Annotated in this window: 25 protein-coding genes; 11 read left to right on the top strand and 14 right to left on the bottom strand. The window is 71.0% G+C overall.

Translation table 11 applies throughout. From position 1 onward, the window contains the following. Positions 1 to 183: 183 nt before the first annotated feature. Together ABDW35_RS04640 and ABDW35_RS04635 are read right to left on the bottom strand one after the other, a co-directional pair. Complete coding sequence (locus ABDW35_RS04640) at positions 184 to 948, bottom strand: helix-turn-helix transcriptional regulator (RefSeq protein WP_343712682.1); 765 nt, start codon at positions 946 to 948, stop codon at positions 184 to 186. 141 nt (positions 949 to 1089) lie between these two features. Beyond that, positions 1090 to 1791 (bottom strand): orotate phosphoribosyltransferase, encoded by a 702-nt coding sequence (locus ABDW35_RS04635; protein WP_343712681.1) that lies wholly within the window; start codon positions 1789 to 1791, stop codon positions 1090 to 1092. Between the two features lie 114 nt (positions 1792 to 1905). Here ABDW35_RS04635 and pyrC point away from each other — a divergent pair, with 114 nt between their 5' ends. Next, positions 1906 to 2949: a dihydroorotase gene (gene pyrC, locus ABDW35_RS04630; RefSeq protein WP_343712680.1), complete on the top strand. Its 1044-nt coding sequence runs from the start codon at positions 1906 to 1908 to the stop codon at positions 2947 to 2949. A gap of 7 nt (positions 2950 to 2956) precedes the next feature. Here the strand turns inward: pyrC and ABDW35_RS04625 are convergent, their stop codons facing one another. Continuing rightward, positions 2957 to 3559, bottom strand: coding sequence for a DUF938 domain-containing protein (locus ABDW35_RS04625; protein ID WP_343712679.1), 603 nt, complete (start codon positions 3557 to 3559; stop codon positions 2957 to 2959). Positions 3560 to 3735: 176 nt separating this feature from the next. Here ABDW35_RS04625 and pcaD point away from each other — a divergent pair, with 176 nt between their 5' ends. Continuing rightward, complete coding sequence (gene pcaD, locus ABDW35_RS04620; RefSeq protein ID WP_343712678.1) at positions 3736 to 4473, top strand: 3-oxoadipate enol-lactonase; 738 nt, start codon at positions 3736 to 3738, stop codon at positions 4471 to 4473. Positions 4474 to 4480: 7 nt separating this feature from the next. Here the strand turns inward: pcaD and ABDW35_RS04615 are convergent, their stop codons facing one another. After that, positions 4481 to 5107 (bottom strand): LysE family transporter, encoded by a 627-nt coding sequence (locus ABDW35_RS04615; protein ID WP_343712677.1) that lies wholly within the window; start codon positions 5105 to 5107, stop codon positions 4481 to 4483. A gap of 214 nt (positions 5108 to 5321) precedes the next feature. On the opposite strand from ABDW35_RS04615, the gene ABDW35_RS04610 reads away from it, so the two are divergent. Beyond that, positions 5322 to 6212, top strand: coding sequence for a hypothetical protein (locus ABDW35_RS04610; protein ID WP_343712676.1), 891 nt, complete (start codon positions 5322 to 5324; stop codon positions 6210 to 6212). Here the strand turns inward: ABDW35_RS04610 and ABDW35_RS04605 are convergent. Then, complete coding sequence (locus ABDW35_RS04605; RefSeq protein WP_343712675.1) at positions 6181 to 6645, bottom strand: DUF1579 family protein; 465 nt, start codon at positions 6643 to 6645, stop codon at positions 6181 to 6183. The genes ABDW35_RS04610 and ABDW35_RS04605 overlap by 32 nt on opposite strands. 97 nt (positions 6646 to 6742) lie before the next feature. On the opposite strand from ABDW35_RS04605, the gene ABDW35_RS04600 reads away from it, so the two are divergent. Continuing rightward, positions 6743 to 7462 (top strand): helix-turn-helix transcriptional regulator, encoded by a 720-nt coding sequence (locus tag ABDW35_RS04600; protein WP_343712674.1) that lies wholly within the window; start codon positions 6743 to 6745, stop codon positions 7460 to 7462. Positions 7463 to 7805: 343 nt separating this feature from the next. Then, positions 7806 to 8204, top strand: coding sequence for an SgcJ/EcaC family oxidoreductase (locus tag ABDW35_RS04595; RefSeq protein ID WP_343712673.1), 399 nt, complete (start codon positions 7806 to 7808; stop codon positions 8202 to 8204). Positions 8205 to 8219: 15 nt separating this feature from the next. Here ABDW35_RS04595 and ABDW35_RS04590 read toward each other — a convergent pair whose 3' ends face one another. From ABDW35_RS04590 to rnd, 3 genes are read right to left on the bottom strand one after another with little or no spacing between them, the layout of a single operon-like run. Then, entirely contained in the window at positions 8220 to 8852 is a 633-nt protein-coding gene (locus tag ABDW35_RS04590) for a glutathione S-transferase family protein (protein WP_343712672.1), read from the bottom strand. Continuing rightward, positions 8849 to 9880, bottom strand: coding sequence for a M23 family metallopeptidase (locus tag ABDW35_RS04585; RefSeq protein ID WP_343712671.1), 1032 nt, complete (start codon positions 9878 to 9880; stop codon positions 8849 to 8851). The genes ABDW35_RS04590 and ABDW35_RS04585 overlap by 4 nt, the downstream gene beginning before the upstream one ends. 54 nt (positions 9881 to 9934) lie before the next feature. Further along, complete coding sequence (gene rnd, locus ABDW35_RS04580; RefSeq protein ID WP_343712670.1) at positions 9935 to 11083, bottom strand: ribonuclease D; 1149 nt, start codon at positions 11081 to 11083, stop codon at positions 9935 to 9937. A gap of 173 nt (positions 11084 to 11256) precedes the next feature. Between rnd and ABDW35_RS04575 the strand changes: the two genes are divergently transcribed. Beyond that, a complete protein-coding gene (locus ABDW35_RS04575) occupies positions 11257 to 11649 on the top strand; it encodes a hypothetical protein (protein ID WP_343712669.1) in 393 nt (130 codons plus the stop codon). Positions 11650 to 11680: 31 nt separating this feature from the next. Then, positions 11681 to 12130 carry a hypothetical protein gene (locus tag ABDW35_RS04570; protein ID WP_343712668.1) on the top strand — a complete coding sequence of 150 codons (450 nt, stop codon included), beginning with the start codon at positions 11681 to 11683 and terminating at the stop codon, positions 12128 to 12130. A 56-nt stretch (positions 12131 to 12186) separates the two neighbouring features. Here ABDW35_RS04570 and ABDW35_RS04565 read toward each other — a convergent pair whose 3' ends face one another. From ABDW35_RS04565 to nadA, 4 genes are read right to left on the bottom strand one after another with little or no spacing between them, the layout of a single operon-like run. After that, positions 12187 to 13344, bottom strand: coding sequence for an enolase C-terminal domain-like protein (locus tag ABDW35_RS04565; protein ID WP_343712667.1), 1158 nt, complete (start codon positions 13342 to 13344; stop codon positions 12187 to 12189). A 3-nt stretch (positions 13345 to 13347) separates the two neighbouring features. Then, positions 13348 to 14199, bottom strand: a complete 852-nt coding sequence (nadC, locus tag ABDW35_RS04560; RefSeq protein ID WP_343712666.1) for a carboxylating nicotinate-nucleotide diphosphorylase — start codon at positions 14197 to 14199, stop codon at positions 13348 to 13350. Between the two features lie 7 nt (positions 14200 to 14206). Then, positions 14207 to 15748: an L-aspartate oxidase gene (locus tag ABDW35_RS04555; protein WP_343712665.1), complete on the bottom strand. Its 1542-nt coding sequence runs from the start codon at positions 15746 to 15748 to the stop codon at positions 14207 to 14209. After that, positions 15748 to 16746, bottom strand: a complete 999-nt coding sequence (gene nadA / locus ABDW35_RS04550) for a quinolinate synthase NadA (protein ID WP_343712664.1) — start codon at positions 16744 to 16746, stop codon at positions 15748 to 15750. Before nadA ends, ABDW35_RS04555 begins: the two co-directional genes overlap by 1 nt. A 234-nt stretch (positions 16747 to 16980) precedes the next feature. Between nadA and ABDW35_RS04545 the strand changes: the two genes are divergently transcribed. Beyond that, entirely contained in the window at positions 16981 to 17931 is a 951-nt protein-coding gene (locus ABDW35_RS04545) for an aldo/keto reductase (RefSeq protein WP_343712663.1), read from the top strand. Between the two features lie 30 nt (positions 17932 to 17961). Here the strand turns inward: ABDW35_RS04545 and ABDW35_RS04540 are convergent, their stop codons facing one another. After that, complete coding sequence (locus ABDW35_RS04540) at positions 17962 to 18405, bottom strand: GNAT family N-acetyltransferase (RefSeq protein ID WP_343712662.1); 444 nt, start codon at positions 18403 to 18405, stop codon at positions 17962 to 17964. Further along, positions 18402 to 19415 (bottom strand): hypothetical protein, encoded by a 1014-nt coding sequence (locus ABDW35_RS04535; protein WP_343712661.1) that lies wholly within the window; start codon positions 19413 to 19415, stop codon positions 18402 to 18404. Before ABDW35_RS04535 ends, ABDW35_RS04540 begins: the two co-directional genes overlap by 4 nt. A 176-nt stretch (positions 19416 to 19591) precedes the next feature. Here ABDW35_RS04535 and aspS point away from each other — a divergent pair, with 176 nt between their 5' ends. The 3 genes from aspS to ABDW35_RS04520 all read left to right on the top strand — a co-directional run. Next, entirely contained in the window at positions 19592 to 21388 is a 1797-nt protein-coding gene (gene aspS / locus ABDW35_RS04530; RefSeq protein ID WP_343712660.1) for an aspartate--tRNA ligase, read from the top strand. A gap of 306 nt (positions 21389 to 21694) precedes the next feature. Next, positions 21695 to 23218 carry an ABC transporter substrate-binding protein gene (locus ABDW35_RS04525; protein ID WP_343712659.1) on the top strand — a complete coding sequence of 508 codons (1524 nt, stop codon included), beginning with the start codon at positions 21695 to 21697 and terminating at the stop codon, positions 23216 to 23218. A 53-nt stretch (positions 23219 to 23271) separates the two neighbouring features. Next, positions 23272 to 23931, top strand: a 660-nt coding sequence (locus tag ABDW35_RS04520; protein WP_343712658.1) for a DUF1849 family protein, incomplete at its 3' end; no start/stop codon positions are given.

The raw sequence follows: 23931 nt of genomic DNA, 5'->3' as shown, positions 1-23931 counted from the left end.
CCACCTCCACCCTGTGGTCCGTGCGCATCACGCCGGCCGCATACACAATCAGAACAGAATTTGCGTCGAATTGTTTCCTTCTCGACGCGAAAAAACCTGAATTGCGTTCAGTCGAGCAATGTGAGTCTCAAGGGAGAGAATCACGGATCGCAAGGCAAGCCTCAATCCCCGAGGATTAGGGGATCATTCCCCCAGCAGGTCGAGCACCATGGCCTTGGCCACCGCCTCGCTCCGGCTGGTCGCCTCCAGCTTCCGCATCGCCGTCTCGATATACTCGTTGACGGTGTGGATCGATAGATCGAGCTGGCGGGCGATGTCCTTGCTGGACGCGCCGCGGGCGATCCGCGACAGGCAGTCCCGCTCGCGCCAGGTCAGGGCCGCGGCGGTGCGGGCCAGGCTGATCGCCACCTGATATGCCGCTCCGGCGGCGAGGCGACGCTCGATCTCCAGCGCCTGCTCGAGATGCGGGCCGAGCCGGTGGAGGAGGCGGAGCTGTGCCGGCTCCCATTCCGGCTGCCGCCGTGACCGCCAGATCGAGATCAGCGCTGGGGTGGCCCGGCTGCCGGGCCGGCCGCGGGCGAGCCAGGACAGGCTGGCATGCTGGTCCTGCGGCGTCAGGAAATCGGTGTAGAATTCGGTCCGGACATAGTCCCGATCCGGCAGCAGCATGCGGTCGACGAAGACGGACCCGCCCGGCATTCGCGGCAGCCAGGATCCGATCGGCAGCAGGCTGTGATAGTGGGCGCCGTACAGCTCGACATAGGTCGGGTCGATGCCGCTCACCAGCGCCTGCACCGCCTGGCCCGGCGCGTGGGGGCGCTGCAGCACCGCCGCATGGCCGCCGAGCAGGTGGGATAGGGCACCCAGGACCCGGGTCCAGTCCTCGTCGCCGATCGCGGCGTCATAGATCTGACCGATCAGGTCCAGGAGCTGCAGCTCATCCGGCATGGGGAGCATCGCGAGAGGCCGGCCAGGAGGGGCGGGCGGCGTGTTATAGCACGGCCGCTCCGCCCCGTCCGGCAGGCTCGCCATTCTCCGGGCGCAGAGCTGGAAATCGGCTCGGACCTCAGCCGCAACGGCGAGGCGGTCTCAGTCCGTCGGCATCTTGTCGATGCCGCCATGCGCGGCGGACCAGGACACCGGGTCGCGCAGGAACTTCTCGACCTCGTCCAGCGTCTTCGGGTCGAAATGGTTGCCGGCCTTGCAGACCTCCAGCACGTCCCACCAGGTCGCCAGCCCGTGCAGCTCGACCCCGATCGATTCGAAGAACTTCGGCGTGTCCTTGAAGATGCCGTAGTTGAAGACGACGAAGACGTGCTCCACCACCGCGCCGGCGTCGCGCAGCGCTTGGCAGAACTTGGCCTTGCTGCGGCCATCGGTGTTCAGGTCTTCGACCAGCAGCACCCGCTGGCCCTCGGTCAGCACGCCCTCGATCTGGGCGTTGCGGCCGAAGCCCTTCGGCTTCTTGCGGACATACTGCATCGGCAGGGCCAGCCGGTCGGCGATCCAGGCGGCGTAGGAGATGCCGGCGGTCTCGCCGCCCGCCACCGCGTCGATCTTCTCGAAGCCGATCTCGCTCAGGATCACCGAGGTGGCGAAGTCCATCAGCACGCGGCGGATGCGGGGGAAGGAGATCAGCCGCCGGGTGTCGGTGTAGACCGGGCTGGCCCAGCCCGAGGTGAATTTGTACGGCGTCTCGGCGTTGAAGCTGACCGCGCCGGCCTCGAGATAGGCCTGGGCGGTCAGGCGGGCGATGGTCTTGCGGTCGGGGAAGCTGGTCGAGAGGATCATGGCGGGCTCCGGCGGATTTGGGGTGTCTTAGGGCGGGGGCAGCCATCCGGCAAGCGGGCTTGCGGACTAAAGTACGCATGGCCATGATCCGCCCGCCGCAGCAGGACACCCGCGATGACCGACCGCCTCACGATCCGCCGCCCCGATGACTGGCATCTCCATCTGCGCGACGGCGCCATGCTGCGCGCGGTGCTGCCGCATACGACGGTGCATTTCGCCCGCGCCATCATCATGCCGAACCTGACGCCGCCGGTGGTCACCACCGCCGATGCCCGGGCCTATCGCGAGCGGATCCTGGCTGCACTGCCCGAGGGTGCGCGCTTCACCCCGCTGATGACGGCCTATCTGACCGAGGGCACCGACCCGGACGACCTCGCCCGCGGCCGCGACGAGGGCGTGCTGACCGCGGTCAAGCTGTACCCGGCCGGCGCCACCACCAACTCGCATGGCGGGGTGCGCGACCTGGCCAAGGTCCGGCCCGTGCTGGAGCGGATGCAGGCGATCGGCCTGCCGCTCCTGGTGCATGGCGAGGTGGTGGATCCGGAGATCGACATCTTCGACCGCGAGGCGGTGTTCATCGAGCGGCACCTGCGGCCGATCCGCGCCGATTTCCCGGAGCTGCGGATCGTCATGGAGCATGTCACCACCCAGGACGGCGTCGACTTCGTGCTCGACCAGGGCGACGGGCTGGTTGGCGCCACGATCACGCCGCAGCACCTGGTGCTGAACCGCAACGACCTGCTGGTTGGCGGGGTGCGGCCGCACTACTACTGCCTGCCGGTGGTGAAGCGGGAGACCCACCGCCTGGCGCTGCGCCGCGCGGCGACCTCGGGCGACCCGCGCTTCTTCCTGGGCACCGATTCCGCACCGCATCCGGTGCATGCCAAGGAGACGGCCTGCGGCTGCGCCGGGGTGTTCAACGCCCGGGTGGCGGTCGCCTGCTACGCCCAGGTGTTCGAGGAAGAGGGGGCGCTGGACCGGTTCGAGGCCTTCGCTTCGCTGAACGGTCCGGCCTTCTACGGACTGCCGGTGAACGAGGAGACCGTCACCCTGGTCCGCGGCGCCGAGGAGTTACCGGAGCGGCTGCCGGTGCCGGGCGGCGATGACGTCCATGTCTTCCGCGGGAAGACCGTGCCGGGCTGGCGGGTGGAAGGCTGAAACCGGGTCAGAGCCTGCGGAACACCACGCTCAGATTGTTGGCCGGCATCTCGGTGACCTCGGGGCTAGAGAAGCCGGCCGCGGCGGCGACAGCGGCGATGGCCTCCAGCTCCCGTAGCCCCCAGGCCGGATTGCGCTGCCGCAGGTCGCGGTCGAAGGCCTCGTTGCTCGGCGCGGTCGCCACGCCGGTCCGGCGGTAGGGGCCATAGAGGTACAACGGGGCGCCCGGCGGCAGGATGGACGCGGCGCCGCGCATCAGTCCCTCGGTCGAAGCCCAGGGCGAGATGTGGATCATGTTGATGCACAGCACCGCATCCGCTGCCGTCACCGGCCAGGCGGGCGAGGTGACGTCCAACTCCAGCGGCGGGCGCAGATTGGCCAGGCCGCTGTCGGCGACCCAGGCGGCGATGCTGAGGCGGGCGTCCGGGTTCGGATCGGAGGGCTGGAAGGTCAGGCCCGGCAGCGCCTGTGCGAAATGCACGCCGTGCTCGCCCGTGCCGCTGGCGATCTCCAGCACCGTGCCGGCCGGGGGCAGCACGCGGCGCAGCACGGCCAGGATCGGATCCCGGTTGCGCGCCGCCGAAGGCGCCTGTTGGCGGTGGTCGGTCATCGTCCTCTCCGTCGCGCTTCGCCCGCATCTCCGCTCGATGCGGCGGCATCGACTTCCATAGCCCATCCCGCCACACTGCGTCGCGCGGCACCGCGCCGCCATGCCGTCGGGCATCTCCTGCCCGACCGATCGACCGCCCTGGCCAGGAGAGCCGACCATGCCCTACGCCACCATCGATGGATGCCGGCTGCACTACCGCCTGGCCGCTGCTGCTCTCGCATGCCCTCGGCGTCGACCTCGAGATGTGGGCGCCGCAGGTGGAACGGCTCGCCCGGCGCTTCCGGGTGCTGCGCTATGACCATCGTGGCCATGGCGGCAGTGACGCGCCGGCCGGGCCCTACAGCCTCGACCGGCTGGGGCGTGACGCGGTCGGGCTGCTCGATGCCCTCGGTATCGCCCGTGCCGATGTCGTTGGCCTGTCGCTGGGCGGCATGGTGGCGCTGTGGCTCGGGATCCACGCATCCGACCGGGTCCGCCGGCTGGTGCCTAGCTGCACCACCGCCTATGCTGGCGGCGCCGCGATCTGGGATCCGCGAATCGATGCGGTGCGGCGCGACGGCACGGCCGGGCTGGTCGACGGCGTGATCGGGCGGTGGTTCAGCCCGGGCTTCCGCGACCGGGCGCCGGAGACAGTTGACGGCATCCGCCGCAAGCTGCTGGCGGCGTCGCCGGACGGCTATGCCGCCACCTGCGCCGCGATCCGCGACATGGACCAGCGCGATACGATCGGCCGGATCCGGGCGCCGGTGCTGGTGCTGTCTGGCAGCCAGGACCAGGGCACCCCGCCGGAGCGGGGGCAGGAGATCGCCGCCGCGGTGCCGGGCGCCCGCTTCCTCGCCCTCGACGCCGCCCACATCGCCAATCTCGAGCAGGCGGACGCCTTCACCGCGGCGATCGAGGCGTTCCTGGGGTAATGGAACGCTACCCCGCCGGTCGGCGGGCGGCGGCCAGCAGCAGGCCGAAGCCGATCATCAGCCCGCCGGAGATCCGGTTGAACCAGCGGAACGGCCGTGCGCTGCGGAAGTAGCGGCCGAGACGGGCGCCGATCAGGGCATAGATGGTGATCGCCACGACCTCCAGCGCCAGGAAGCTGGCGCCCAGCAGGGTGAAGCTGGCGGCATAGTCCTGTGGCACCACGAATTGCGGGAAGAAGGCGGTGAAGATCAGGATCGCCTTCGGGTTGCTGGCGGCCACCCAGAACTCCTGCCGGATCAGGGTGCGCAGCGGCTGCCGTCGCGCGGCCGCCATCCGCTCCGGCGCCGGCGTGTCGGCGCGCAGCAGCTTGATGCCGAGCCAGATCAGATAGGCGGCACCCAGCCATTTCACCACGGCGAAGGCGATCTCCGACGCAGTGAGCAGCGTGCCGAGGCCCAGCCCGGCGACCGCGATCATAATGGCGAAGGCGACCAGCCGGCCGGAGGCGGCGGCCACGGCGCGCAGCGTGCCGTCGCGGGCGCCGTTCGACAGCGACAGCAGATTGTTCGGGCCGAACGCCATGTTCAGCGCGAAGCAGGCGGGCAGGAAGAGAAGATAGTCGTCGAGCGTCATGATCCGGGCCTCCGCCGGCACCGCCGGCGGGATCAGCGTGCCAGAGATCGGGCTGCGGCGGAACTGCCGAACCGAGCCGGCAGCGTCACGTGTTGCATCGAATTCGCATCAAATCGGCTGCGATTGTTTGAAGATTTCAGGCCGGACTCGTTGATCGATGGTCCCGGTCTTCGCCATAATCGGGTTGAGCCGAAAGAGTTCGAAGGAAGATTCCATGGCGATCTCTATCTCCGGCATTGCGATGCGGGCCTATCTCGGCGGGGTCGAGCCGGTTCTGTTCCGGCTGCGCAAGGAGCAGCGCCTGCGCGTCTGGGGACTGCGGGCCGCCGACCTACCGGACGCGGCGCTGCGGCTGGAGACCGAGCACTGCAGCGGCGGCGTCCTCTGCCGGCACATGGTGTCGTCGCATCGCGATTATCTGGCGAAATACATGCGGCGCGGGCCGGACGGCATCGCCCGGTTGTGGCAAGGCACGCCCTGTCTGCTGGATCTCGATGGCTTCGCCGATGCCGAAGCCTATGAGAAGGCGATCCGCAGCCAATCCTTCGGCTATATCCTGCGCGAGACGCGCAAGGCCGCGAAGGCCGGCTATCATTGCCGGATCTTCGACCGCTTCGGCCAGGGCGACGACATGCGAGACATCGAGGCGTCGAAGCTGTTCCGCTCCGGCGGGCCGGTGCCGCAGGCCTTCGCCCAGCGCTTCGGCCGCGGCAGCGGGGTGAAGGGGGATCCCTGGCTCGACGCGCCGTGCCCGGAGCACTGGGCGGTCGACTGGGGCGTGTTCATCGACGACGGTCGGGACCGGCTGGTCGGCACCATCGTGCTGCGCCGGATCGGCAACATCATCCGCATCGTCAGCTTCCTTGGCCATGCCGACCACCTGTCTTCCGGCGCGATGAAGCTGCTGTTCGTCGAGATCGTGCGCTGGCTGCTGCGCCGCGAGGATCTGCGGGTGCGGGGCGTGCGCTTCGTGCTCTACGGCGCGCTGGAACAGGGCGGGCTGGGCCTGCTGCACTGGAAGCGCCGGCTGCTGGTCCGACCCTTCGTCTTCGCCGATCCGGTGCCCGCCGGCCTCAACCTCGCCGGTGGAACACGCCACGCATGATCGGGATGAAGCCGTCCTGCCCGTTCGGGCGGCTCTCGATCTCATGGATGAAACAGTCGGGCCCGACGGTCAGGACCGACCGGCCGATGCCGCGCGGCGTATGCTTCTCCAGCACCAGCCGGTCGCCGTCCCAGGTCCCGCGTGACGGGGCCAGCGGCGGCCAGCCATAGCTGTCGAACCAGAACCAGACGATCTCCTGCGCCGCCGGGTCGACCGTCAGCACGCCATGCGCGTCGAAGCGGTATCCGCCCGCGCGCTCCTCGCTGAAGTCGTGGATCAGCGCCAGGCCGGCCCGGTCGAGGCGGAAATCCCAGCGGCCGCGGGCCGGCCCGCTCGGCCCCCAGGGGTTGGGGAACACCTCCTCCTCGCCCTCCCAGGCGCCTTCGAGCCGGGCGAGCGATCGGTGCAGCGGGCCGGGGGGCAGGGGCGTCATCGGCAGCCTCGGTTCAGGATCGGGCCCGGACCCTAGCCGGGCACCATCTGGCGTGCTAACGGGAACGGGTCCAACAATTGCTCATTCTGGCCAATCCGTGCCGACCGAGATCCGCCGCTTCCGCCATGACGGTCGCTTCGACGGGCCGATCCATGCGCATGATCTCGGCCAGCTCTTCGCCCTCGACCGCGGCCTGGCCCTGATCCGCAGCGGCGCCGGGGACTGGATCATGCCGCCTGGCCGGCTGTGCTGGATGCCGGCGGGCGTGCCGCACGGTGTGCTGACCCTCGGGCCGGTGGCCGGCATCAGCCTCTATCTCGATACCGCCGGCCTGCCGTCGCGGCCGGCGGTGCTGCGGGCGCCGCCGCTGGCCCTGTCGCTGCTGGGCCGGATCGCCGAGGTCGATGCGGAGGATCCCGGCCGCCGCGACCGGCTGCTGGCGGTGCTGCTGGACGAGCTGCGCGCCGCGCCGGAGGAGCCGCTGCGCCTGCCGACGCCGCGCGACCCGCGGCTGCGCCGGATGACCGCCGCCCTGGCGGCCGACCCGGCCGATCCGCGCCGGCTCGATGATTGGGCGGCAATGCTGGGCCTGCCGAAGCGCAGCCTGGTGCGGCGCTTCAAGGCCGAGACGGGGCTGAGCTTCGTGCAATGGCGGCACCACGCCCGGCTGATCCGGGCGGCGGCGCTGCTCGGCGGCGGCGCATCGGTGACCGAGGCGGCGCTGGCCGTCGGCTATGACAGCGTCAGCGCCTTCATCACCCGCTTCCGCGCCGGCTTCGGCATCACCCCCGGGCGGTTCGTGCCGGACCAGGCCTGACTCGTGCCGCGATTAAGGCGAGCCGTGACTCAGGATCGGCCCGATGGCGCCATGTTTGCCGGCTGAACTGCCTGGACGACATGACGGGGGGCCTATGGATCACGAGAGATTAATCACTCTGCGACGGGGCGTGGACGATGAGGGTCCGCGCGCGTCCTTGCGGCCGGCCAGCCGCTCGGCCGAGAACGAGGCGCGGATCATCGCCCATCTCCGGTCGGCGCTGCTCAACTGCGACCGTTCGCGGGTGTGGACGTAGTGGAATGTCTTCCAGCCTCGTTCTGCGGTAGATTGGGCAATATCGAGTGGCAGGTTGAGGGCACTCGTGATGACGAAGGCTCTTCGGATGGAGGACGTCCCCGCCGCGTTCATCCTGGCCTGGAACCGTCACGACATGGCGGCGCTGGCCGCGCTGTTCGCGGAGGATGCGGACTTCGTGAACGTGGTCGGCGCATGGTGGCGAAGTCGGGCTGAAATAGGGGCCGCCCATGTGGCCACCCATGCGACCATCTTCAAGGAAAGCCGCCTGGAGGGCGAAGTCGCCGAGATCACCCGGTTGGGGCCGGGAGTCGCCGCCCTGCACGTGGCCTGGACGCTCGATGGCCTGAGAGGTCCCGACGGCACTCCCGCCGAGCCGCGGCAGGGCATATTGCTTCTGGTATTGACCGAGGCCACGGATGGCTGGCGGATCCGGATCGCTCAGAACACTGACATTGTTCCCGGCGCGCTCGCGCCGCCTCCGTGACCGCCTGACGTTTCGCTAGCTTCGGCCCAGCACCGCGGCGCTCGGGCGGGCGGCGATGCGGTCCCACCAGGCGGCCAGCCGCTCGCGCCGGGCCAGCAGGTCGCGCCCCTCGGGCGCCATGCGGAAATAGTCGATGACCGGCGCGGCATGCAGGTCGGCGAGGCTGAGCGCATCGCCCGCCAGCCACGGGCCGTCGCCGAGGAAGCCGTCGAGCACGTCCAGGCACAGCCCGGCGCGCGGCAGGGCCGCGGCGATCAGCGCCTCGTCGCTCGGCCGGCCCGCCTTCGGCTTCGACACCCGCTCGACATAGATGTCCCAGACCAGCGGGCGGTAGGCGTAGCTGTCCAGCACGCCGATCACCTGCGTCATCCGGGCCCGGCCGCGAGGCTCGGCGGGCTGCAGCGCGGGGCCCGGAAACGCCTCGTCGACATAGCGGGTGATCGCCGCGGTCTCGTACAGCGCGAAGCCGTCATGCTCGAAGGCTGGGATGCGGCCGAAGGGATGGCGGCCGAGATAGCCGGGTGGTGGCCCCTCGGCGGCGAAGATGTCGACCTCGACCAGGTTGAAGCCCACGCCCTTCTCCTGCAATGCCAACAGGGCGGCGCGGACATAGACGCTGTAGCGGGCGCCGAAGAGGATCGGGATCATGGGATCTCCAGCTTCCGCTCGACGTCGATCAGCATCGCGCCGTTGCGTTCCAGCCGGTAGCGGCCGATGTAGGTGCCAGGCTTCCAGCCGCCATCCTTCGGCGCCCGTTTGCCGGCGAAGGCGAACCAATTAATCTTCGAGGACGGCAACGGGTTCTGGTCCTGGAACGCCAGGGTGCCGTCCGGGGCGGCGATGGTGATGGTTTGCAGGTCGCCAGCCTGGACGCCGAATGCCTCGGCCCACATCACCAGCGGCGCTTGGCGATCGCCCTTGAGATTGGCGTAGCGGCCGAGTCGCGCGGCGTTGGCATCGGCCGGGCCCGTGGCGAACCCGGCGATCAGCAGGCCGGTCTGGATATACGGGACGTCGGTCGCCCACATCGAATGCCCCGTTGCCGTGCAGCCCGCACCGGGCGGCTCGTCGGTAAAGGGGTCGATGCGCTGTTCGCCCTTCAGGACGCTGAAGTGCAGATGCGGGAACTCGGTGTCGCCGGACAAGCCGATCTGGCCCAGCGGCTGACCTGCCTTCACGACATCGCCGGGCTTCACCTTCAGGCTGCCCCGCTTCATATGGGCATATAGGGTCTGCCAGCCATTACCGATTTCGATGATCGCAGCGTTGCCGGCCTCGATCCCCTTGATCGCGTCCTTGCCGCGCTCGTTCACCGAAACGTCAGGCTGTCCGTCGCGGACGCGCAGCACTGTGCCGTCGGCGGAGGCCAGGACGTCGACACCGCGCTGCATCGTGGCCAGGTCCGGCAGCCGGATGTCGGTGCCGTCATGCCCGTCATAAGTGAGCGGGCCGCAGCGGAAATCCGCACGGCCCGGGCTGGGGTCCGCATCGACGTAGTTCTGGATGAAGCAGTCCTTGCCCAGGGTGCAGGCGACCGGCCAGGCGAAGCGCGGCTCCTGCTCCTGCGCGGGAGCCGCGGGCGCGGCGAGAAGGACGAGTCCGACCAGGGCGTTCCGCATCATCCGCTCCCCCTTGACCATCCGCTCGTTGATGACGCGGACGGGCCGCTTCGGCAATCGGATACAATGCCTCCCTTGCCATACGCGCGGGAGGCGCAGCGGTTCGAGACTTTAGAGCGTTACCACCCGGATCCGCCGGCCCTGCACCGCCAGGGCGATGCCGCCGCGCTTCAGCGCCAGCGCGTCCTCACCGAACAGCTCGCGGCGCCAGCCGTGCAGGGCCGGCACCTCGGCATCGTCATCCATGGCGATGGCCTCGAGGTCGTCGCTGCCGGCGACCAGCTTCTGGGCCACGCCCTCATCCTCGCATTTCATCTTCAGCAGCACGCGCATCAGCTCGACCAGCGGCGCGATGCCGGGCGGGGTCGGCGGGCGCTGCGCCAGCTTCGGCGCCTGGTCGGTCGGCGTCGCCAGGCCGCGCTCGACCGCCGCGATCAGCCCCTGGCCCTGCCAGCCCTCGGCCATGTTGCGGCTCATGCCCCGGATCCGCGCCATGCCGTCGATGTCGCGCGGGGTGTGGGCCGCGATCTCCAGCAGCGCCTCGTCCTTCAGGATGCGGCCGCGCGGGATGTCGCGCTTCTGCGCCTCGCGCTCGCGCCAGGCTGCCACCTCGCGCAGGATCGACAGGAACTTGGCCGAGGCGTTGCGCGGCTTCAGCCGCAGCCAGGCCTGGTCCGGCTCGGTGCGGTAGGTGCCGGGATCGCAGAGGATCGCCATCTCCTCGGCCAGCCAGGCCTCGCGGCCGGACTTGGTCAGCTGGCGGCGCAGCGCCTCATAGGCCGGGCGCAGATGGATCACGTCGGCCAGGGCGTAGTCGATCTGGCGTTCGGTCAGCGGCCGGTGCGACCAGTCGGTGAAGCGCGAGGATTTGTCGATTCGCGCATTGGCCAGCTTGCCGACCAGGTTCTCGTAGCTGACCGATTCGCCGAAGCCGCAGACCATGGCCGCGACCTGGGTGTCGAACAGCGGCGTCGGCACCCGGCCGGTGAGGTGATCGAAGATCTCCACATCCTGGCGGGCGGAGTGGAAGACCTTCAGCACCTTCGGGTTGTGCACCAGCGCGAACAGCGGTTCCAGGTCGATGCCCGGGGCCAGCGGGTCGATCGCCGCCGCCTCGTCCAGCCCGGCGATCTGCACCAGGCACAGCTTCGGCCAGAAGGTGTGCTCGCGCATGAACTCGGTGTCGATGGCGATGTAGTCGGCCGCTGCCATGCGATCGCAGAAGGCGGCGAGCTCGGCGGAGGAGGTGATCAGAGTCATCCCCAGGGTTGTAGCGGATGCACTTGCAGTTGCCGAGTGGTTTGCGCCGAAGCGACTGCCGTGGATGCCGAATCCGTCTAGGCTGGGCCCGACCGGGGTGAGGGCCGGGGCAGGAACGAAGCCATGCTTTCGCCATGGCTGTTCGGGAGCGTGGAGACGGCAAGGAGGGCGGCATGAGACGATCCCTGGCATCGACGGCGGCTGTGGCTGTGCTGGCGGCGACCCTGCCCTTTGCCGGCGCGGCCGCGCAGGGTGAGACGCCGCCCGGCCTGTTCCGGGTCGGCGACACCGGCGTGCGCTGCCTGAAGCAGCCCTGCCCGTGGCGCGGCGTGGTGCCGGTCGATGACGAGAGCGTCGCCGCCGGCACCGTTCCCCCGGCCTATGCCGGCGACGCGCCGCCGGCGATCGCGGCGCAGGGCGCGCTGCTGCAGCAGGCCCGCACCGAGATCTGGCGCGCCTGGGCCTCCGGCGGCTGCCTCCTGGTCCATGGCCGGTTCGACCGTCGCGGCGCCGCAGCCGTTCCGGTGCTGTCGGTCGACCGGATCATCGGGCCATGCAGCCGGTAGCCGATGACATGACACCCGGACGGAGCTGAACGTGCCGTCGATCCTGAGGACGATTGCCATTCTCGAGCTGCTGGCAGGCCTGCTGCTGGCGCTATGGTGCTGGTTCGGCAGGCCGGAGAGCTTCGTCCTGGGGCTTACCGTCCTAGTCTCGGGCGCGATCTCCGCTGCCGCCTTCGCGGCGCTGGCCGAGATCATCGACAACTCCGAGCGGATGCGGGCAGAGCTTGGCTCGTTGCGGGATGAGCTGCGGCGGAAACTCGGGGCACAGCAAGAGGCCATGCCGATGCCGGGCCGAGCTTCTTCATTGTCATCGCCGCCGCCGTCGATGCAGGCGATCAGGGAATCGACCGATCCGGCCACGGGTCGAGTCACATACGTCTACAACGGTGTGAGCTATGAGAGCCGCTTCTCCGCTGTGGAACAGCTCACTAGGGATGAGTGGCGTGAGCGTCAGTCCCCGGAATCGCCTCCATCCGATTGAGGGGATGGCCGGCGGCGGCCTCCCGCAGCCGGGTGACGCGAGCCCGCCATCCTCCATTACCCCAGCTCTCTGAACAGCCGGTGTAGCCCGGCGCGGCTTTCGAAGCCGATGCCGGGCAACTGCGGCAGGCTGGCGAAGCCGTCGGTCACGATGGCGCCGTCCCCGATCCCGCCGAACGGGGGAAAGCAGAGCGGGTTGACCTCGGCGCCGCCCAGGCCGAGCGCGGCGACGACATGCAGGGTGAACAGGTGCCCGCCATGCGGCCAGAAGGCCTGGCGCGGCCAGCCGGCGGCGGTCATCGCATCGATGATGCGAAGATATCCCGGCAGGCCGTAGCAGTGCACCGGGTCGAACAGCAGGATGTCGCGGTCGGGCCGCAGCCCGCCATGCCGCGCCAGCAGCCGGGCCTCGGCCGCCGAGAACAGCGCCTCCCCGGCCGCGACCGGCCCCGGATAGGCAGCCGTCACCGCCGTTTGGGTCGGGAAGTCGTGCGGGTCGCAGACATCCTCGAACCACCACAGGCCGAGCGGCGCCAGGGCGGCGGCGGCCTCCAGCGCGGCGGGGCCGTTATAGGCGTTCATGGCGTCGACGGCGAGGTTCCCGGCCCCGCCCAGCGCCGCCGCCGCGGCCTCAATGCGGCGGAGGTCCTGCGCCAGCCCGGCCGCGCCGATCTTGATCTTGGCGCGGCGGTAGCCGAGATCGGCCAGCTGGCGCATCTCGTCCCTCAGCCGGGCGAGATCGTCGGCCGGGTATGGGTAGCCGCCGCCGGCATAGAGCGGCACCCGCTCCGGCACCGGCCGCCCGAGACGGTCGGCCAGGAACCGGTGCAGCGGCAGGCCGGCGATCTTCGCGGCGGCGTCCCACAGCGCCATGTCGAGTGTGCCGACCGCGACGCAGCGCTCGCCATGGCCTCCCGGCTTCTCCCCGGCCATCATCGCGGCCCAGGCCCGGAGCGGGTCGAGATTGGTGCCGGCCGTATCGGCCAGGGCGCCGTCGGCCGCGGCCAGGAGCCGGGGCGCGAAGCGCTCGCGGATCAGCCCTCCCTGGGCGAACCGTCCGATCGAGCCGAAGCCGTAGCCGACCACCGGCCGGCCGTCGCGCACCACGTCGGTGACCGCCGCGACGATGCTGGTGGTCAGACCGCCCGACGGGATCGCCGGGTCGGCATAGCGCGAGATCGCGACCGAACGCTCCCGGATATCGACGATCCGCATTGGCTACCCCTCCCAGTCCAGGCCGAGGTCAAGGATCGGCGCGCTGTGGGTGATCCAGCCGGCGGAGATCAGGTCGACGCCGGTGGCGGCGATGGCCGGCACCGTCTCGGCCGTCACCCGGCCCGACGCCTCGGTCACCGCCCGGCCGTCGACCCGGCGCACCGCCTCGCGCAGCTGGTCCGGGGTCATGTTGTCCAGCAGCACGGCGTCGACGCCCTCGGCCAGAACCTCGTCGAGCTGGACGAGCGTGTCGACCTCCACCTCGATCCTCACCAGATGGCCGATCGCGGCGCGGGCCCGACCGATGGCGGGCCGGACGCCGCCGGCCACGGCGATGTGATTGTCCTTGATCAGCACCGCATCGTCGAGGCCGAAGCGGTGGTTGACGCCGCCGCCGGCGCGGACGGCGTGCTTCTCCAGCGCCCGCAGCCCCGGCGTGGTCTTGCGGGTGCAGGCGATGCGCGCCTTGTGCGGCCGGGCGGCCGCGGCCAGCGTCGCGGTGGCGGTGGCGACGCCCGACAGGCGGCACAGCAGGTTCAGCGCCACCCGTTCGGCGGCCAGGATCGGCCGGGCCGGGCCGTCGATGCGGATCACCGCGTCGCCCGGCGCCACCCGGCTGCCGTCGGGCAGCAGGATGGCGACGGCGATGGCGGGGTCGAGCAGGCGGAAGGCGAGGGCGGCGGCGTCGGTGCCGGCCACGGTGCCGGGCTGGCGGGCGGCGATGGCGCCGCGCATCCGGGCGTCGGCCGGGATCACCGCGGCGCCGGTGATGTCGCCGGCGCGGCCGAGATCCTCGGCCAAAGCGGCGCGGACGATCGGCTCGACCAGCAGGGCGGGGAGGGAAGGGAGATCCATGGTGGGCTCACGGGCGGGCGGTGCCGGTGCGGGGGGCGTCGCCCTCCAGCACATCGGCGAGGGTGAGGAAGGAGGGGGCGGAGGCCGGGTCGGCCTCGGACCGGTCGCTGCGGCACTGGGCACCGCGGCTCTCGCGCCGGCGCAGCGCGGCGGTGGCGATCAGCAGTCCGGCCAAGGCGCGGTCGGCCAGGGGCGAGGGCGCGGCATCGGCCAGCGGGCGCAGCGCTGTGATCGCGGCCAGCAGCCCTGCCCCGTCGCGGACCACGCCGACATGCCGCTCCATCACCCCGCGCAGCGCGGCAACGATGCCGACATCCGCGGCGGGGCGGCGGCCGGCGCCGAGCGGCAGCGGGCGCAGCGGTGGCCGGGCCTCGCCGCCGCGGATGTCGTTGGCGATCCACCCCGCATAGGCCAGCGCCTCGAGCAGCGAGTTGCTGGCCAAGCGGTTGGCGCCGTGCAGCCCGGTCGCCGCCACCTCGCCCGCGGCCCAGAGGCCGGGGACGGAGCTGCGGCCCCTGCCATCCACCGCCACCCCGCCCATGTGGTAATGGGCGGCCGGGCGGATCGGGATCGGCTGGCGGAGCGGATCCAGACCCGCCTCGCGGCACAGCGCGGCGACCTTGGCGAAACGTTCTAGCCCGGCGCCCAGCGGGCGGGCATCGAGGAACACCGGCTCGCCGGCCATGACCCGGCGGAACACGGCGCGGGCGACGACGTCGCGCGGGGCCAGATCGCCCTGCGGATGGTCGGCCATCACCCGGTCGCCGGCGGCCGTCACCAGCACGGCGCCCTCGCCGCGCAGCGCCTCCGTGGCCAGGGGCATCGGGTCCCGGCCGACGGCCATGGCGGTCGGGTGGAACTGCACGAACTCCAGGTCGCGCAGCACCGCCCCGGCGCGCGCGGCCAAGGCCAGCCCGGTGCCGGCCGCGCCCAGCGGGTTGGTGGTGTGGGCGTACAGGCCGCCGATCCCGCCGGTGGCCAGCACCACGGCCCGGGCCGGGATCGCCACCGGCTCTCCATCCTCCCGCGCCAGCACGCCGCACACCCCGGCCTCGTCGCGCAGCAGGGCGGTGGCGCGGGCGTGGCGGATGGTGATCCGCGGATCGGCCCCGGCCGCTTGGGCCAGCGTCCGCAGCACCGCGGCGCCGGTGCCGTCGCCGCCGGCATGGACGATGCGGCGGCGGGAATGCGCGGCCTCCAGGCCGAGCGCGAAGCCGCTGGCTTCCATTCGGTCGAAGGGCGCACCCAGTCCGGCCAGCCAGGCGATGGCGTCGGGCGCCGCCGCGGTGACGCGCCGCGCCGCCTCCGGGTCGCCCAGGCCGGCAGCGGCCGCCAGCGTGTCGGCGGCGTGCAGGGCCGGGTCGTCGTCGGCGCCCAGCGCCGCGGCGATGCCGCCTTGGGCCCAGCCGGTGGCGGCCTCGGTCCCGAGCGGCGCGGCCGACAGCAGCAGCACCGGCAGGGGCGCCAGCCGCAGCGCCGCGGCCAGGCCGGCGATGCCGGCGCCGATGACGACAACCCGGTCCTGCGGGCGGGAAGACATCGTGTCCATCAGCGCACCTCCAGCATGCGTTCGACCGCGGTGCGAGCGCGGCCGGCGACGGCGGGGTCCAGCGTTACCGCCTCGGTCATCGTCTCCAGCGCATGCCGGATCGCGGGCAGGGTGATCCGCTTCATATGCGGGCACAGGTTGCAGGGCCGGATGAAGTCGATCTCCGGGAACTGCACGGCGACGTTGTCGCTCATCGAGCATTCGGTCACCAGCACCACCCGGCCGGGCCGCTCGCGGGCGACATAGTCGCTCATCGCGGCGGTGGAACCGGCGAAATCGGCCTCGGCCACCACCTCCGGCGGGCATTCCGGATGGGCAAGCACGGTCACGCCGGGATGGCGGTCGCGCAGGCCCCGGATGTCGTCCGGGCCGAAGCGCTCATGCACCTCGCAGGCGCCTTGCCAGGCGATGATCTCGACCTTGGTCTCGGCCGCGACATTGGCCGCCAGGTACCGGTCCGGGATGAAGATGACGCGCGGCACGCCCAGGCTCTCCACCACCTTCACGGCATTGCCGGAGGTGCAGCAAATGTCGCTCTCCGCCTTCACCGCGGCCGAGGTGTTGACATAGGTCACCACCGGCACGCCGGGATAGCGGTGGCGCAGCAGGCGCACATCCTCCGGTGTGATCGATTCGGCCAGCGAGCAGCCGGCCCGGGAATCGGGGATCAGCACGGTCTTCGACGGGTTCAGCAGCTTCGCGGTCTCGGCCATGAAGTGCACGCCGCACAGCACGATCGCCGCGGCCTCGACCCGGGCCGCCTCGCGCGCCAGGGCCAGGCTGTCGCCGGTGATGTCGGCGATGCCGTGGAAGATCTCCGGCGTCTGGTAGTTGTGGGCCAGGATCACCGCGTCGCGCTCCCGCTTCAGCCGCAGGATGGCGTCGATGTCGGGGGCGAAGCCCGGCCAGTCGAAGGCCGGGATGACGCGGGACAGGCGGCCGTACAGCGGCGCCATGCGCGCGGCCACGGCGGGGGTGTATTCGGCATGGGCTGACATCGGGTTCTGCTCACTTCGAGAATTACGAGGACAGGGGCGGCCCGAATCGGTGTCGCTTTGGTTACTATAATTCTCAGAATAAGAAAATCAAGGGACGACACAGCGGCTGCATTGGCAGCGGCGGCCGCGGGGCTACATTGGAGGGGCAGGACTCGCCGCCGGTCCCCTGCAAGACCAACCCCGTCCCCGCGGCCCGGGCGCAGCGGCGCCCGGCCGAAGCCAAGGAGAGACATCGTGGAGCAGCGCAATCTCGGCCGGTCCGGAATCCGGGTCGGGCCGCTGGCCCTGGGCGGCAACGTGTTCGGCTGGACCGCGGACGAGGCGGCCTCGTTCCGGGTGCTCGACGCCTTCGTCGATGCCGGGCTGAACCTGCTCGACACGGCCGACTGCTATTCCTCCTGGGCGCCCGGCAACAAGGGCGGCGAGTCGGAGACGATCATCGGCCGCTGGCTGAAGCGCAGCGGCAAGCGCGACAAGGTGGTGATCGCCACCAAGGTCGGCTGGGAGATGCCGGGCCGGCCGCAGCGCAAGGACCTGTCCGCCGCCTGGATCCGCGAGGAGGTCGAGAACTCGCTGCGCCGGCTGCAGGTCGACGTCATCGACCTGTACCAGTCGCATCACGACGACCTGGAGACGCCGCAGGAAGAGACGCTGGCGGCCCATGCCGAGCTGATCAAGGCCGGCAAGGTGCGGGCGATCGGCGCCTCGAACTTCTCCGCCGAGCGCTTCGCCTCCGCCCTGAAGCTCAGCGAGCAGGGCCTGCCGCGCTACGAGACGATGCAGCCGCATTTCAACCTCTATGAGCGCTCGCATTACGAGGGGCCGCTGGAGGATCTGTGCCGGCGCGAGGGTATCGGCGTGATCAGCTATTTCTCGCTCGCTTCCGGCTTCCTGACCGGCAAGTACCGCACCGAGGCCGATCTGTCGCAGAGCGCCCGCGGCGGCGGCATGAAGGACCGGCTGAACGCGCGCGGCCTGCGCATCCTCGACGCGCTCGACACGGTGGCGGAGGCGCATGGCGTGCGCCCGGCGACGGTGGCGCTGGCCTGGCTGATCGCCCGGCCCGGCATCACCGCCCCGATCGCCAGCGCCACCAGCCCGGAGCAGCTGGAGGACCAGATCGCCGCCACCCGCCTGACCCTGACCGCCGACGAGATCACGCTGCTGGACGAGGCGGGGCGGTAAGCCGGCCGATCAGTGCAGGCCATCACAGCGTCACAGGCGGCGGGACAGGATCGCGCGATCAGTGCCGGCGAAGCCGTGGCGGCGGTACAGGCGGGCGGCGTCGGGGTTGCCGGCCTCAACCTCCAGATGCACGGCGTGCACGCCCTCGGCCACCAGCAGCCGCATCAGGGCCTCCAGCACGGCTGAGCCGCGGCCGCGGCCGCGATGGGCGGGCTCGATGTAGAACTCGTCGATGAAGGCGTCGCGGCCGCCGAACTCGATGCTCCAGGACCAGGTCACCACCAGGTAGCCGACCGCCGCGCCGTCGGCCTCGATCATCCAGCCGGACGCGAAGCGGGTGCCGGCGACGATCTCCGCCAGCGCCCGGCGGCCGCCCGGGGTCAGCGGGTGGTTGTCTTCGTCGTTGAAGGCGGTCGCCATGGCCAGCAGCCGGTCGTGGTCGGCCCGGGCCAGCGGGCGCAGCGCGACGGTCATGCCGGCCGGCGCGACAGGGGCAGGCGGACGCCGGGCTCGGGCTGCTCCTGCAGCACCTCGCGACGGAAGCGCACCAGCCGGGCCGGGCGGCCGCCGGTGCCGCCGGCGACCTCGCCGGTCTCCTCCACCAGCCCCTGGCTGTCGACCAGGCGGCGGAAGTTCGGCGCGTGCAGGCGCAGGCCGGCCAGCGCCTCGACCGTGCGCTGCAGCTGCGACAGGGTGAAGGTTGGCGGCATCAGCTCGAACACCACCGGCCGGTACTTGATCTTGCCGCGCAGCCGGCCGATGCCGGTGGCCAGAATGCGGCGGTGATCGGCCGCCATCGGCGCGCCTTCGGCCAGGGCTGGGCAGACCCGGTCGCGGCCGTCGCCCGGGGCGTCCCGATGCGCCTCGGCGGCCAACCCGGCCTCGTACATCAGCTCATAGCGCTCCAGCACCCGCTCCTCGCCCCAGGGCAGGCCGCCCAGGCCGAAGGCCAGGCGCAGCCGGGCCTCGCGCCGCCGCCGCTCCGGTTCGGCTGCGGCGGCCTCGACCCAGCCGGCCAGCGCCGCCTCGATCCGGTCCAGCAGCTCCGGCCGGCCGGCGCGGCGGTCCTCCCAGGGGAAATGGCGGTACCAGTCGCTCCACAGGCTGTCGCCGGCGCCGGCCGGCGCCGCCTCGCGCAGCAGCGCCAGATAGCCGACCGACAGCACCCGGCCCGGCCCGGCCAGCTGCCGGTCGCGGTCGCCGAAGGTGTAAAGCTGCTCGACATAGCCCAGCGGCTGGCCGGTCTGCGCCTCGACCCAGGCGCGCAGCCCCAGCTCCAGCGTCCGGTGCTGCGGCTCCAGCGGGCCGGCGGGCAAGGCGTCGGCGCCGTCCGGCCCGCGCAGCGCCAGGACGCGCGGCGTCTCGCCGGCCACGGCCACGACCACGGCCGACAGGTCGACCGTCACCCGGTCCTGGGCGGCCCGGCTCTGGGGAGCCCGGGGGGAATTCGGCGCCCGCTGCGCCCGGGCCGTCACGCCGGCCATCGTGGATCGGAAGCCTCGACTCGCATTAAACGAAGATAGCATGGGCGGGCGTCGGCTCGATGAAACTCCCGGGGATATGCCGCGGGAAAGGGGCAGGGGCGTCGAGCCGCGGCTTGACAGTCCGGCGCAGGCAGTGTCACTGACCGGCGTTTCTGCCCTGGTCCGAGAGCATCCCCATGCACGCCTACCGCACCCACACCTGCGGCCAGCTCCGTCCCGAACAGGCCGGCGAGACCGTCCGCCTGTCCGGCTGGGTCCATCGCAAGCGCGACCATGGCAATCTGCTGTTCCTCGACCTGCGCGACCATTACGGCCTGACGCAATGCGTTGTCGACACCGACAGCCCGCATTTCAAGGCGGCCGAGGCGGTGCGCGTCGAGAGCGTCGTCACCGTCACCGGCACCGTGGTCAAGCGCAGCGCCGAGACCGCCAACGACAAGCTGCCCACCGGCGGCATCGAGGTGCGGATCGACGATTTCGTGCTGCAGTCGGCAGCCCAGGTGATCCCGCTGCAGGTGGCGTCGGACGAGGATGCCGGCGAGGACATCCGCCTGCGCAACCGCTTCCTGGATCTGCGCCGGCAGAAGATGCAGCGCAACATCGTGCTGCGCAGCGAGGTCATCTCCTCGATCCGCCGCCGCATGATCGACCAGGGCTTCCGCGAGTTCCAGACGCCGATCCTGACGGCGTCGAGCCCCGAGGGCGCGCGCGACTTCCTGGTGCCGGCCCGCCAGCACCCGGGCAAGTTCTACGCCCTGCCGCAGGCGCCGCAGCAGTTCAAGCAGCTGCTGATGGTGGCGGGCTTCGACCGCTACTTCCAGATCGCGCCCTGCTTCCGCGACGAGGACAGCCGCGCCGACCGCTCCCCGGGCGAGTTCTACCAGCTCGATTTCGAGATGAGCTACGTCACCCAGGAGGACGTGTTCCAGGCGATCGAGCCGGTGCTGCGCGGCGTGTTCGAGGAGTTCTCGGACTTCACCGGCACCAAGCGCGCGGTCTCCGCCGGCGCCTTCCCGCGCATCCCCTATGCCGAGTCGATGCTGAAATACGGCAACGACAAGCCGGATCTGCGCAACCCGCTGGTGATCACGGACGTCACCGCCGTCTTCGCCCGCGAGGACGTGACCTTCCGCGCCTTCAAGGGCGTGATCGAGAAGGGCGGCGTGGTGCGCGCCATCCGCGCGCCGAAGGTGGCCGACAAGCCGCGCAGCTTCTTCGACAAGCTGAACGGCTGGGCGCAGGAGCAGGGGGCACCGGGCCTCGGCTACGTCGTGTTCGAGGCCGGCGCCGGCAAGGGCCCGATCGCCAAGTTCCTCGAGGCGGGGGCGCAGGACGCGCTGCGCGCGGCCACCGGTGCCGAGGACGGCGACGCGGTGTTCTTCGTCGCCGACCTGGAGGCCGCGGCCGCCAAGCTGGCCGGATTCGCCCGCACCCGGATCGGGCAGGAGCTGGAGCTGATCGACCCGAACCGGTACGAGCTGTGCTGGATCGTCGACTTCCCGATGTACGAGCTGAACGAGGAGACCGGGCAGATCGACTTCAGCCACAACCCGTTCTCGATGCCGCAGGGCGGGCTGGAGGCGCTGGAGACGCAGGATCCGCTGACCATCAAGGCATTCCAGTACGACATCGTCTGCAACGGCGTCGAGCTGTCCTCGGGCGCGATCCGGAACCACAAGCCGGAGATCATGATCAAGGCGTTCGAGATCGCCGGATACAGCCGGGATGTGCTGGAGGCGAAGTTCGGCGGCATGCTGTCGGCCTTCCGCTTCGGCGCCCCGCCGCATGGCGGCTCGGCCCCCGGCATCGACCGCATCGTCATGCTGCTGGCGGATGAGCCGAACATCCGCGAGGTCATCGCCTTCCCGATGAACCAGCGCGCCGAGGACCTGCTGATGGGCGCCCCGGCCGAGGTCGACGCGGCCCGGCTCAAGGAGCTGCATATCAAGCTGGACCTGCCGAAGAAGGCCTGAGACCCTCTGATAATGCTACTGGCGTGGCCGTCTGACGGCGGTTTCTCCGCTTCCGGTGCTCACGGACTTTAACGTCCGCTGCGCTCCGGTTCTCGAAACCACCGCCAGCCGACTCATGCCAGCGCATTCTCAAACGGTCTCAGGGATCTCCCCGCCCGCGGCTTCTCTTTAGATCCCACATTTGGGCATCGTCGCGGCGCTGCGGCCGCGCTACCCTGGCCCGTGTCGTCGCGCCGACTCGCGGCCGGCGGCCCGGCAGGGCGCGCCTCGACCCTGCGATCAGAACAGAACGCAGGGATGCTGCCGATGATCGGACGGTCTGGACGGACAGCCGCGCTTGCCGCGGCGCTGCTGAGTCTCGTTGTCGCCGCGCCGGCCCTGGCCGCCGGCCTCCGGATCGGCCTCGACGCCGACCCGGACGTGCTGGACCCGGCCCAGGGCGGCTCGGTCTCCGGCCGCCAGGTCTTCTCCGCCCTCTGCGACAAGCTGGTCGGCGTCGCCCCCGGCGGCGGCGGCTTCCGGCCCGAGCTCGCGACCGCCTGGAGCTGGTCCGAAGACAACAAGGCGTTGACCCTGACGCTGCGCGACGGCGTGCTGTTCCAGGACGGCGAGCCATTCGACGCCGCGGCGGTGAAGGTCAATCTCGACCGCTACCGCACGGCCCCGATCTCGCGCCGCAAGTCGGAGCTGAAGCCGGTGGCCGAGGTGACGGCGGTCGACCGGCTGACGGTGCGGATCACTCTGACCCAGCCCTATGCGCCTTTGGTGGCGGTGCTGTCCGACCGCGCCGGCATGATGCTGTCGCCCAAGGCGCTGGCCCAGGCCGGCGACGGCATCGGCCAGCACCCGGTCTGCGCCGGTCCGTTCGAGTTCGTCGAGCGGCAGCAGGGCGACCACATCCTGCTGAAGCGCTTCGACCGCTACTGGAACAAGGACGCGGTCTTCCTCGACACCGTCACCTACCGGCCGATGCCGGACGAGACCGTGCGGCTGCTCAACCTGCGCTCCGGCGATCTCGACCTGATCGAGCATGTGCCGACGGTCGAGGTGGCGGGGCTGCGCGACGACCCGGCCGTGACCGTGGTCGACGCCCCCTCGATCGCCTACGACCTGATCACCTTCAACATCGGCCATGGCGACAAGGCGAAGTCGCCGATCGGCCAGGATGCCCGGGTGCGCCGGGCGCTGGAGCTGTCGCTGGACCGCGACGCCATCAACGCCGCGGCCTATGAGGGCATGTTCATCCCCGGCAACCAGCCGGAGGTGCCGGGCAGCACCTTCGAGGATCCCGGCCACCCGATGCCGGCGCGCGATATCGACAAGGCCAAGGCGCTGCTGGCCGAGGCCGGGGTGCCGAACCCGTCCTTCACCCTGCTGGTCACCAACAGTCCGGTCACCCAGCAGGTCGGGCAGATGATCCAGGCGATGGCGGGCGAGGCCGGCTTCGACATCAAGCTGCAGGCGCTGGAGGCGGCGACCCTGGCCGCCAGCGCCGATGCCGGCGACTTCCAGGCGGCGATCGCGATCTGGAGCGGCCGGCTGGACCCCGACGCCAACATGGCCGCCTGGGCCGGCTGCGACGCCTTCCAGAACTGGGGCCGCTACTGCAGCCGGGATCTCGACGCGGTGCTGGCGCAGGCGCGCGCCACGACCGACCAGGCCGCGCGGGTGGCGCTGTACCGCCAGGCCGCCGGGGTGTTCCTGGGCGACCTGCCGCAGATCGTGCTGTACCACTACCGCTCGGTCTGGGGCATGCGCCGGGCGGTGCAGGGCTTCACCCCCTATCCGGACGGGCTGATGCGGCTGCAGGGCGTGAAGATCGCAGGTTGAGGCGCGGCGCCGCGGCGCTTGCATCCGCCCGGGGCTTCGGGCTCAGATGCGCGATGATCCGCATCGCTTCGCTCGCCGCCGTCGCCCTCCTGCTCCTGTCCGGCGCGGCCCAGGCCTCCCCGGCGGTGGCGCTGCAGCCGCATCGGGCGGTCTACACCCTCAGCCTCGACATGACGCGCGGGCAGCGCAGCGTGGTCTCGATCGAGGGCCAGATGGAGTATCGCTGGGCCGCCGCCTGCGATGGCTCCAGTTTCGAGCAGAACTACCAGGTGTCGATGGTCTATGCCTCGGGCGACACGCTGACCCGCAAGACCCGCTACGCCGGCTGGGAATCCGCCGACGGGCATGAGCTGACCTACAAGCTCAGTTCCTCCACCAATGGCGAGGACAAGGAGGATATCCGCGGCACGGCCCATCTCGACGGCACCGCCGGTGGCAGCGCCGTGTTCAAGACGCCGGCCGACCTGAAGCAGGCGCTGCCGGCCGGCAGCCTGTTCCCGACCACCCATATGGAACGGCTGGTCGAGGCGATGCGGCAGGGGCGGACGATCTTCACCGCCGGCTTCTTCGACGGCAGCTCGGCCGATGGGCCGCAATATGTCAGCGTCGGCATCGGCCGGACACAGCCGGGCGACGCCTCGGCCAACCCGCTGCTGCGGGGGCCCTCGCATGCGATCAGCATGGCCTTCTACACGGTCGGCAAGCCGGAGAAG

The organism is Inquilinus sp., from assembly GCF_039594555.1.
Lineage (GTDB): Bacteria > Pseudomonadota > Alphaproteobacteria > DSM-16000 > Inquilinaceae > Inquilinus.
This window is presented reverse-complemented; position numbering and strand designations above follow the sequence as displayed.

What these genes read in the sequence shown, in the direction of transcription:
- ABDW35_RS04640 (WP_343712682.1), bottom strand. Translation starts at nt 948, where the DNA reads ATGCCGGATGAGCTGCAGCTCCTGGACCTGATCGGTCAGATCTATGAC.
- ABDW35_RS04635 (WP_343712681.1), bottom strand. Translation starts at nt 1,791, where the DNA reads ATGATCCTCTCGACCAGCTTCCCCGACCGCAAGACCATCGCCCGCCTG.
- pyrC (WP_343712680.1), top strand. Translation starts at nt 1,906, where the DNA reads ATGACCGACCGCCTCACGATCCGCCGCCCCGATGACTGGCATCTCCAT.
- ABDW35_RS04625 (WP_343712679.1), bottom strand. Translation starts at nt 3,559, where the DNA reads ATGACCGACCACCGCCAACAGGCGCCTTCGGCGGCGCGCAACCGGGAT.
- pcaD (WP_343712678.1), top strand. Translation starts at nt 3,736, where the DNA reads ATGGATGCCGGCTGCACTACCGCCTGGCCGCTGCTGCTCTCGCATGCC.
- ABDW35_RS04615 (WP_343712677.1), bottom strand. Translation starts at nt 5,107, where the DNA reads ATGACGCTCGACGACTATCTTCTCTTCCTGCCCGCCTGCTTCGCGCTG.
- ABDW35_RS04610 (WP_343712676.1), top strand. Translation starts at nt 5,322, where the DNA reads ATGGCGATCTCTATCTCCGGCATTGCGATGCGGGCCTATCTCGGCGGG.
- ABDW35_RS04605 (WP_343712675.1), bottom strand. Translation starts at nt 6,645, where the DNA reads ATGACGCCCCTGCCCCCCGGCCCGCTGCACCGATCGCTCGCCCGGCTC.
- ABDW35_RS04595 (WP_343712673.1), top strand. Translation starts at nt 7,806, where the DNA reads ATGGAGGACGTCCCCGCCGCGTTCATCCTGGCCTGGAACCGTCACGAC.
- ABDW35_RS04590 (WP_343712672.1), bottom strand. Translation starts at nt 8,852, where the DNA reads ATGATCCCGATCCTCTTCGGCGCCCGCTACAGCGTCTATGTCCGCGCC.
- rnd (WP_343712670.1), bottom strand. Translation starts at nt 11,083, where the DNA reads ATGACTCTGATCACCTCCTCCGCCGAGCTCGCCGCCTTCTGCGATCGC.
- ABDW35_RS04575 (WP_343712669.1), top strand. Translation starts at nt 11,257, where the DNA reads ATGAGACGATCCCTGGCATCGACGGCGGCTGTGGCTGTGCTGGCGGCG.
- ABDW35_RS04565 (WP_343712667.1), bottom strand. Translation starts at nt 13,344, where the DNA reads ATGCGGATCGTCGATATCCGGGAGCGTTCGGTCGCGATCTCGCGCTAT.
- nadC (WP_343712666.1), bottom strand. Translation starts at nt 14,199, where the DNA reads ATGGATCTCCCTTCCCTCCCCGCCCTGCTGGTCGAGCCGATCGTCCGC.
- ABDW35_RS04555 (WP_343712665.1), bottom strand. Translation starts at nt 15,748, where the DNA reads ATGGACACGATGTCTTCCCGCCCGCAGGACCGGGTTGTCGTCATCGGC.
- nadA (WP_343712664.1), bottom strand. Translation starts at nt 16,746, where the DNA reads ATGTCAGCCCATGCCGAATACACCCCCGCCGTGGCCGCGCGCATGGCG.
- ABDW35_RS04540 (WP_343712662.1), bottom strand. Translation starts at nt 18,405, where the DNA reads ATGACCGTCGCGCTGCGCCCGCTGGCCCGGGCCGACCACGACCGGCTG.
- ABDW35_RS04535 (WP_343712661.1), bottom strand. Translation starts at nt 19,415, where the DNA reads ATGGCCGGCGTGACGGCCCGGGCGCAGCGGGCGCCGAATTCCCCCCGG.
- aspS (WP_343712660.1), top strand. Translation starts at nt 19,592, where the DNA reads ATGCACGCCTACCGCACCCACACCTGCGGCCAGCTCCGTCCCGAACAG.
- ABDW35_RS04525 (WP_343712659.1), top strand. Translation starts at nt 21,695, where the DNA reads ATGATCGGACGGTCTGGACGGACAGCCGCGCTTGCCGCGGCGCTGCTG.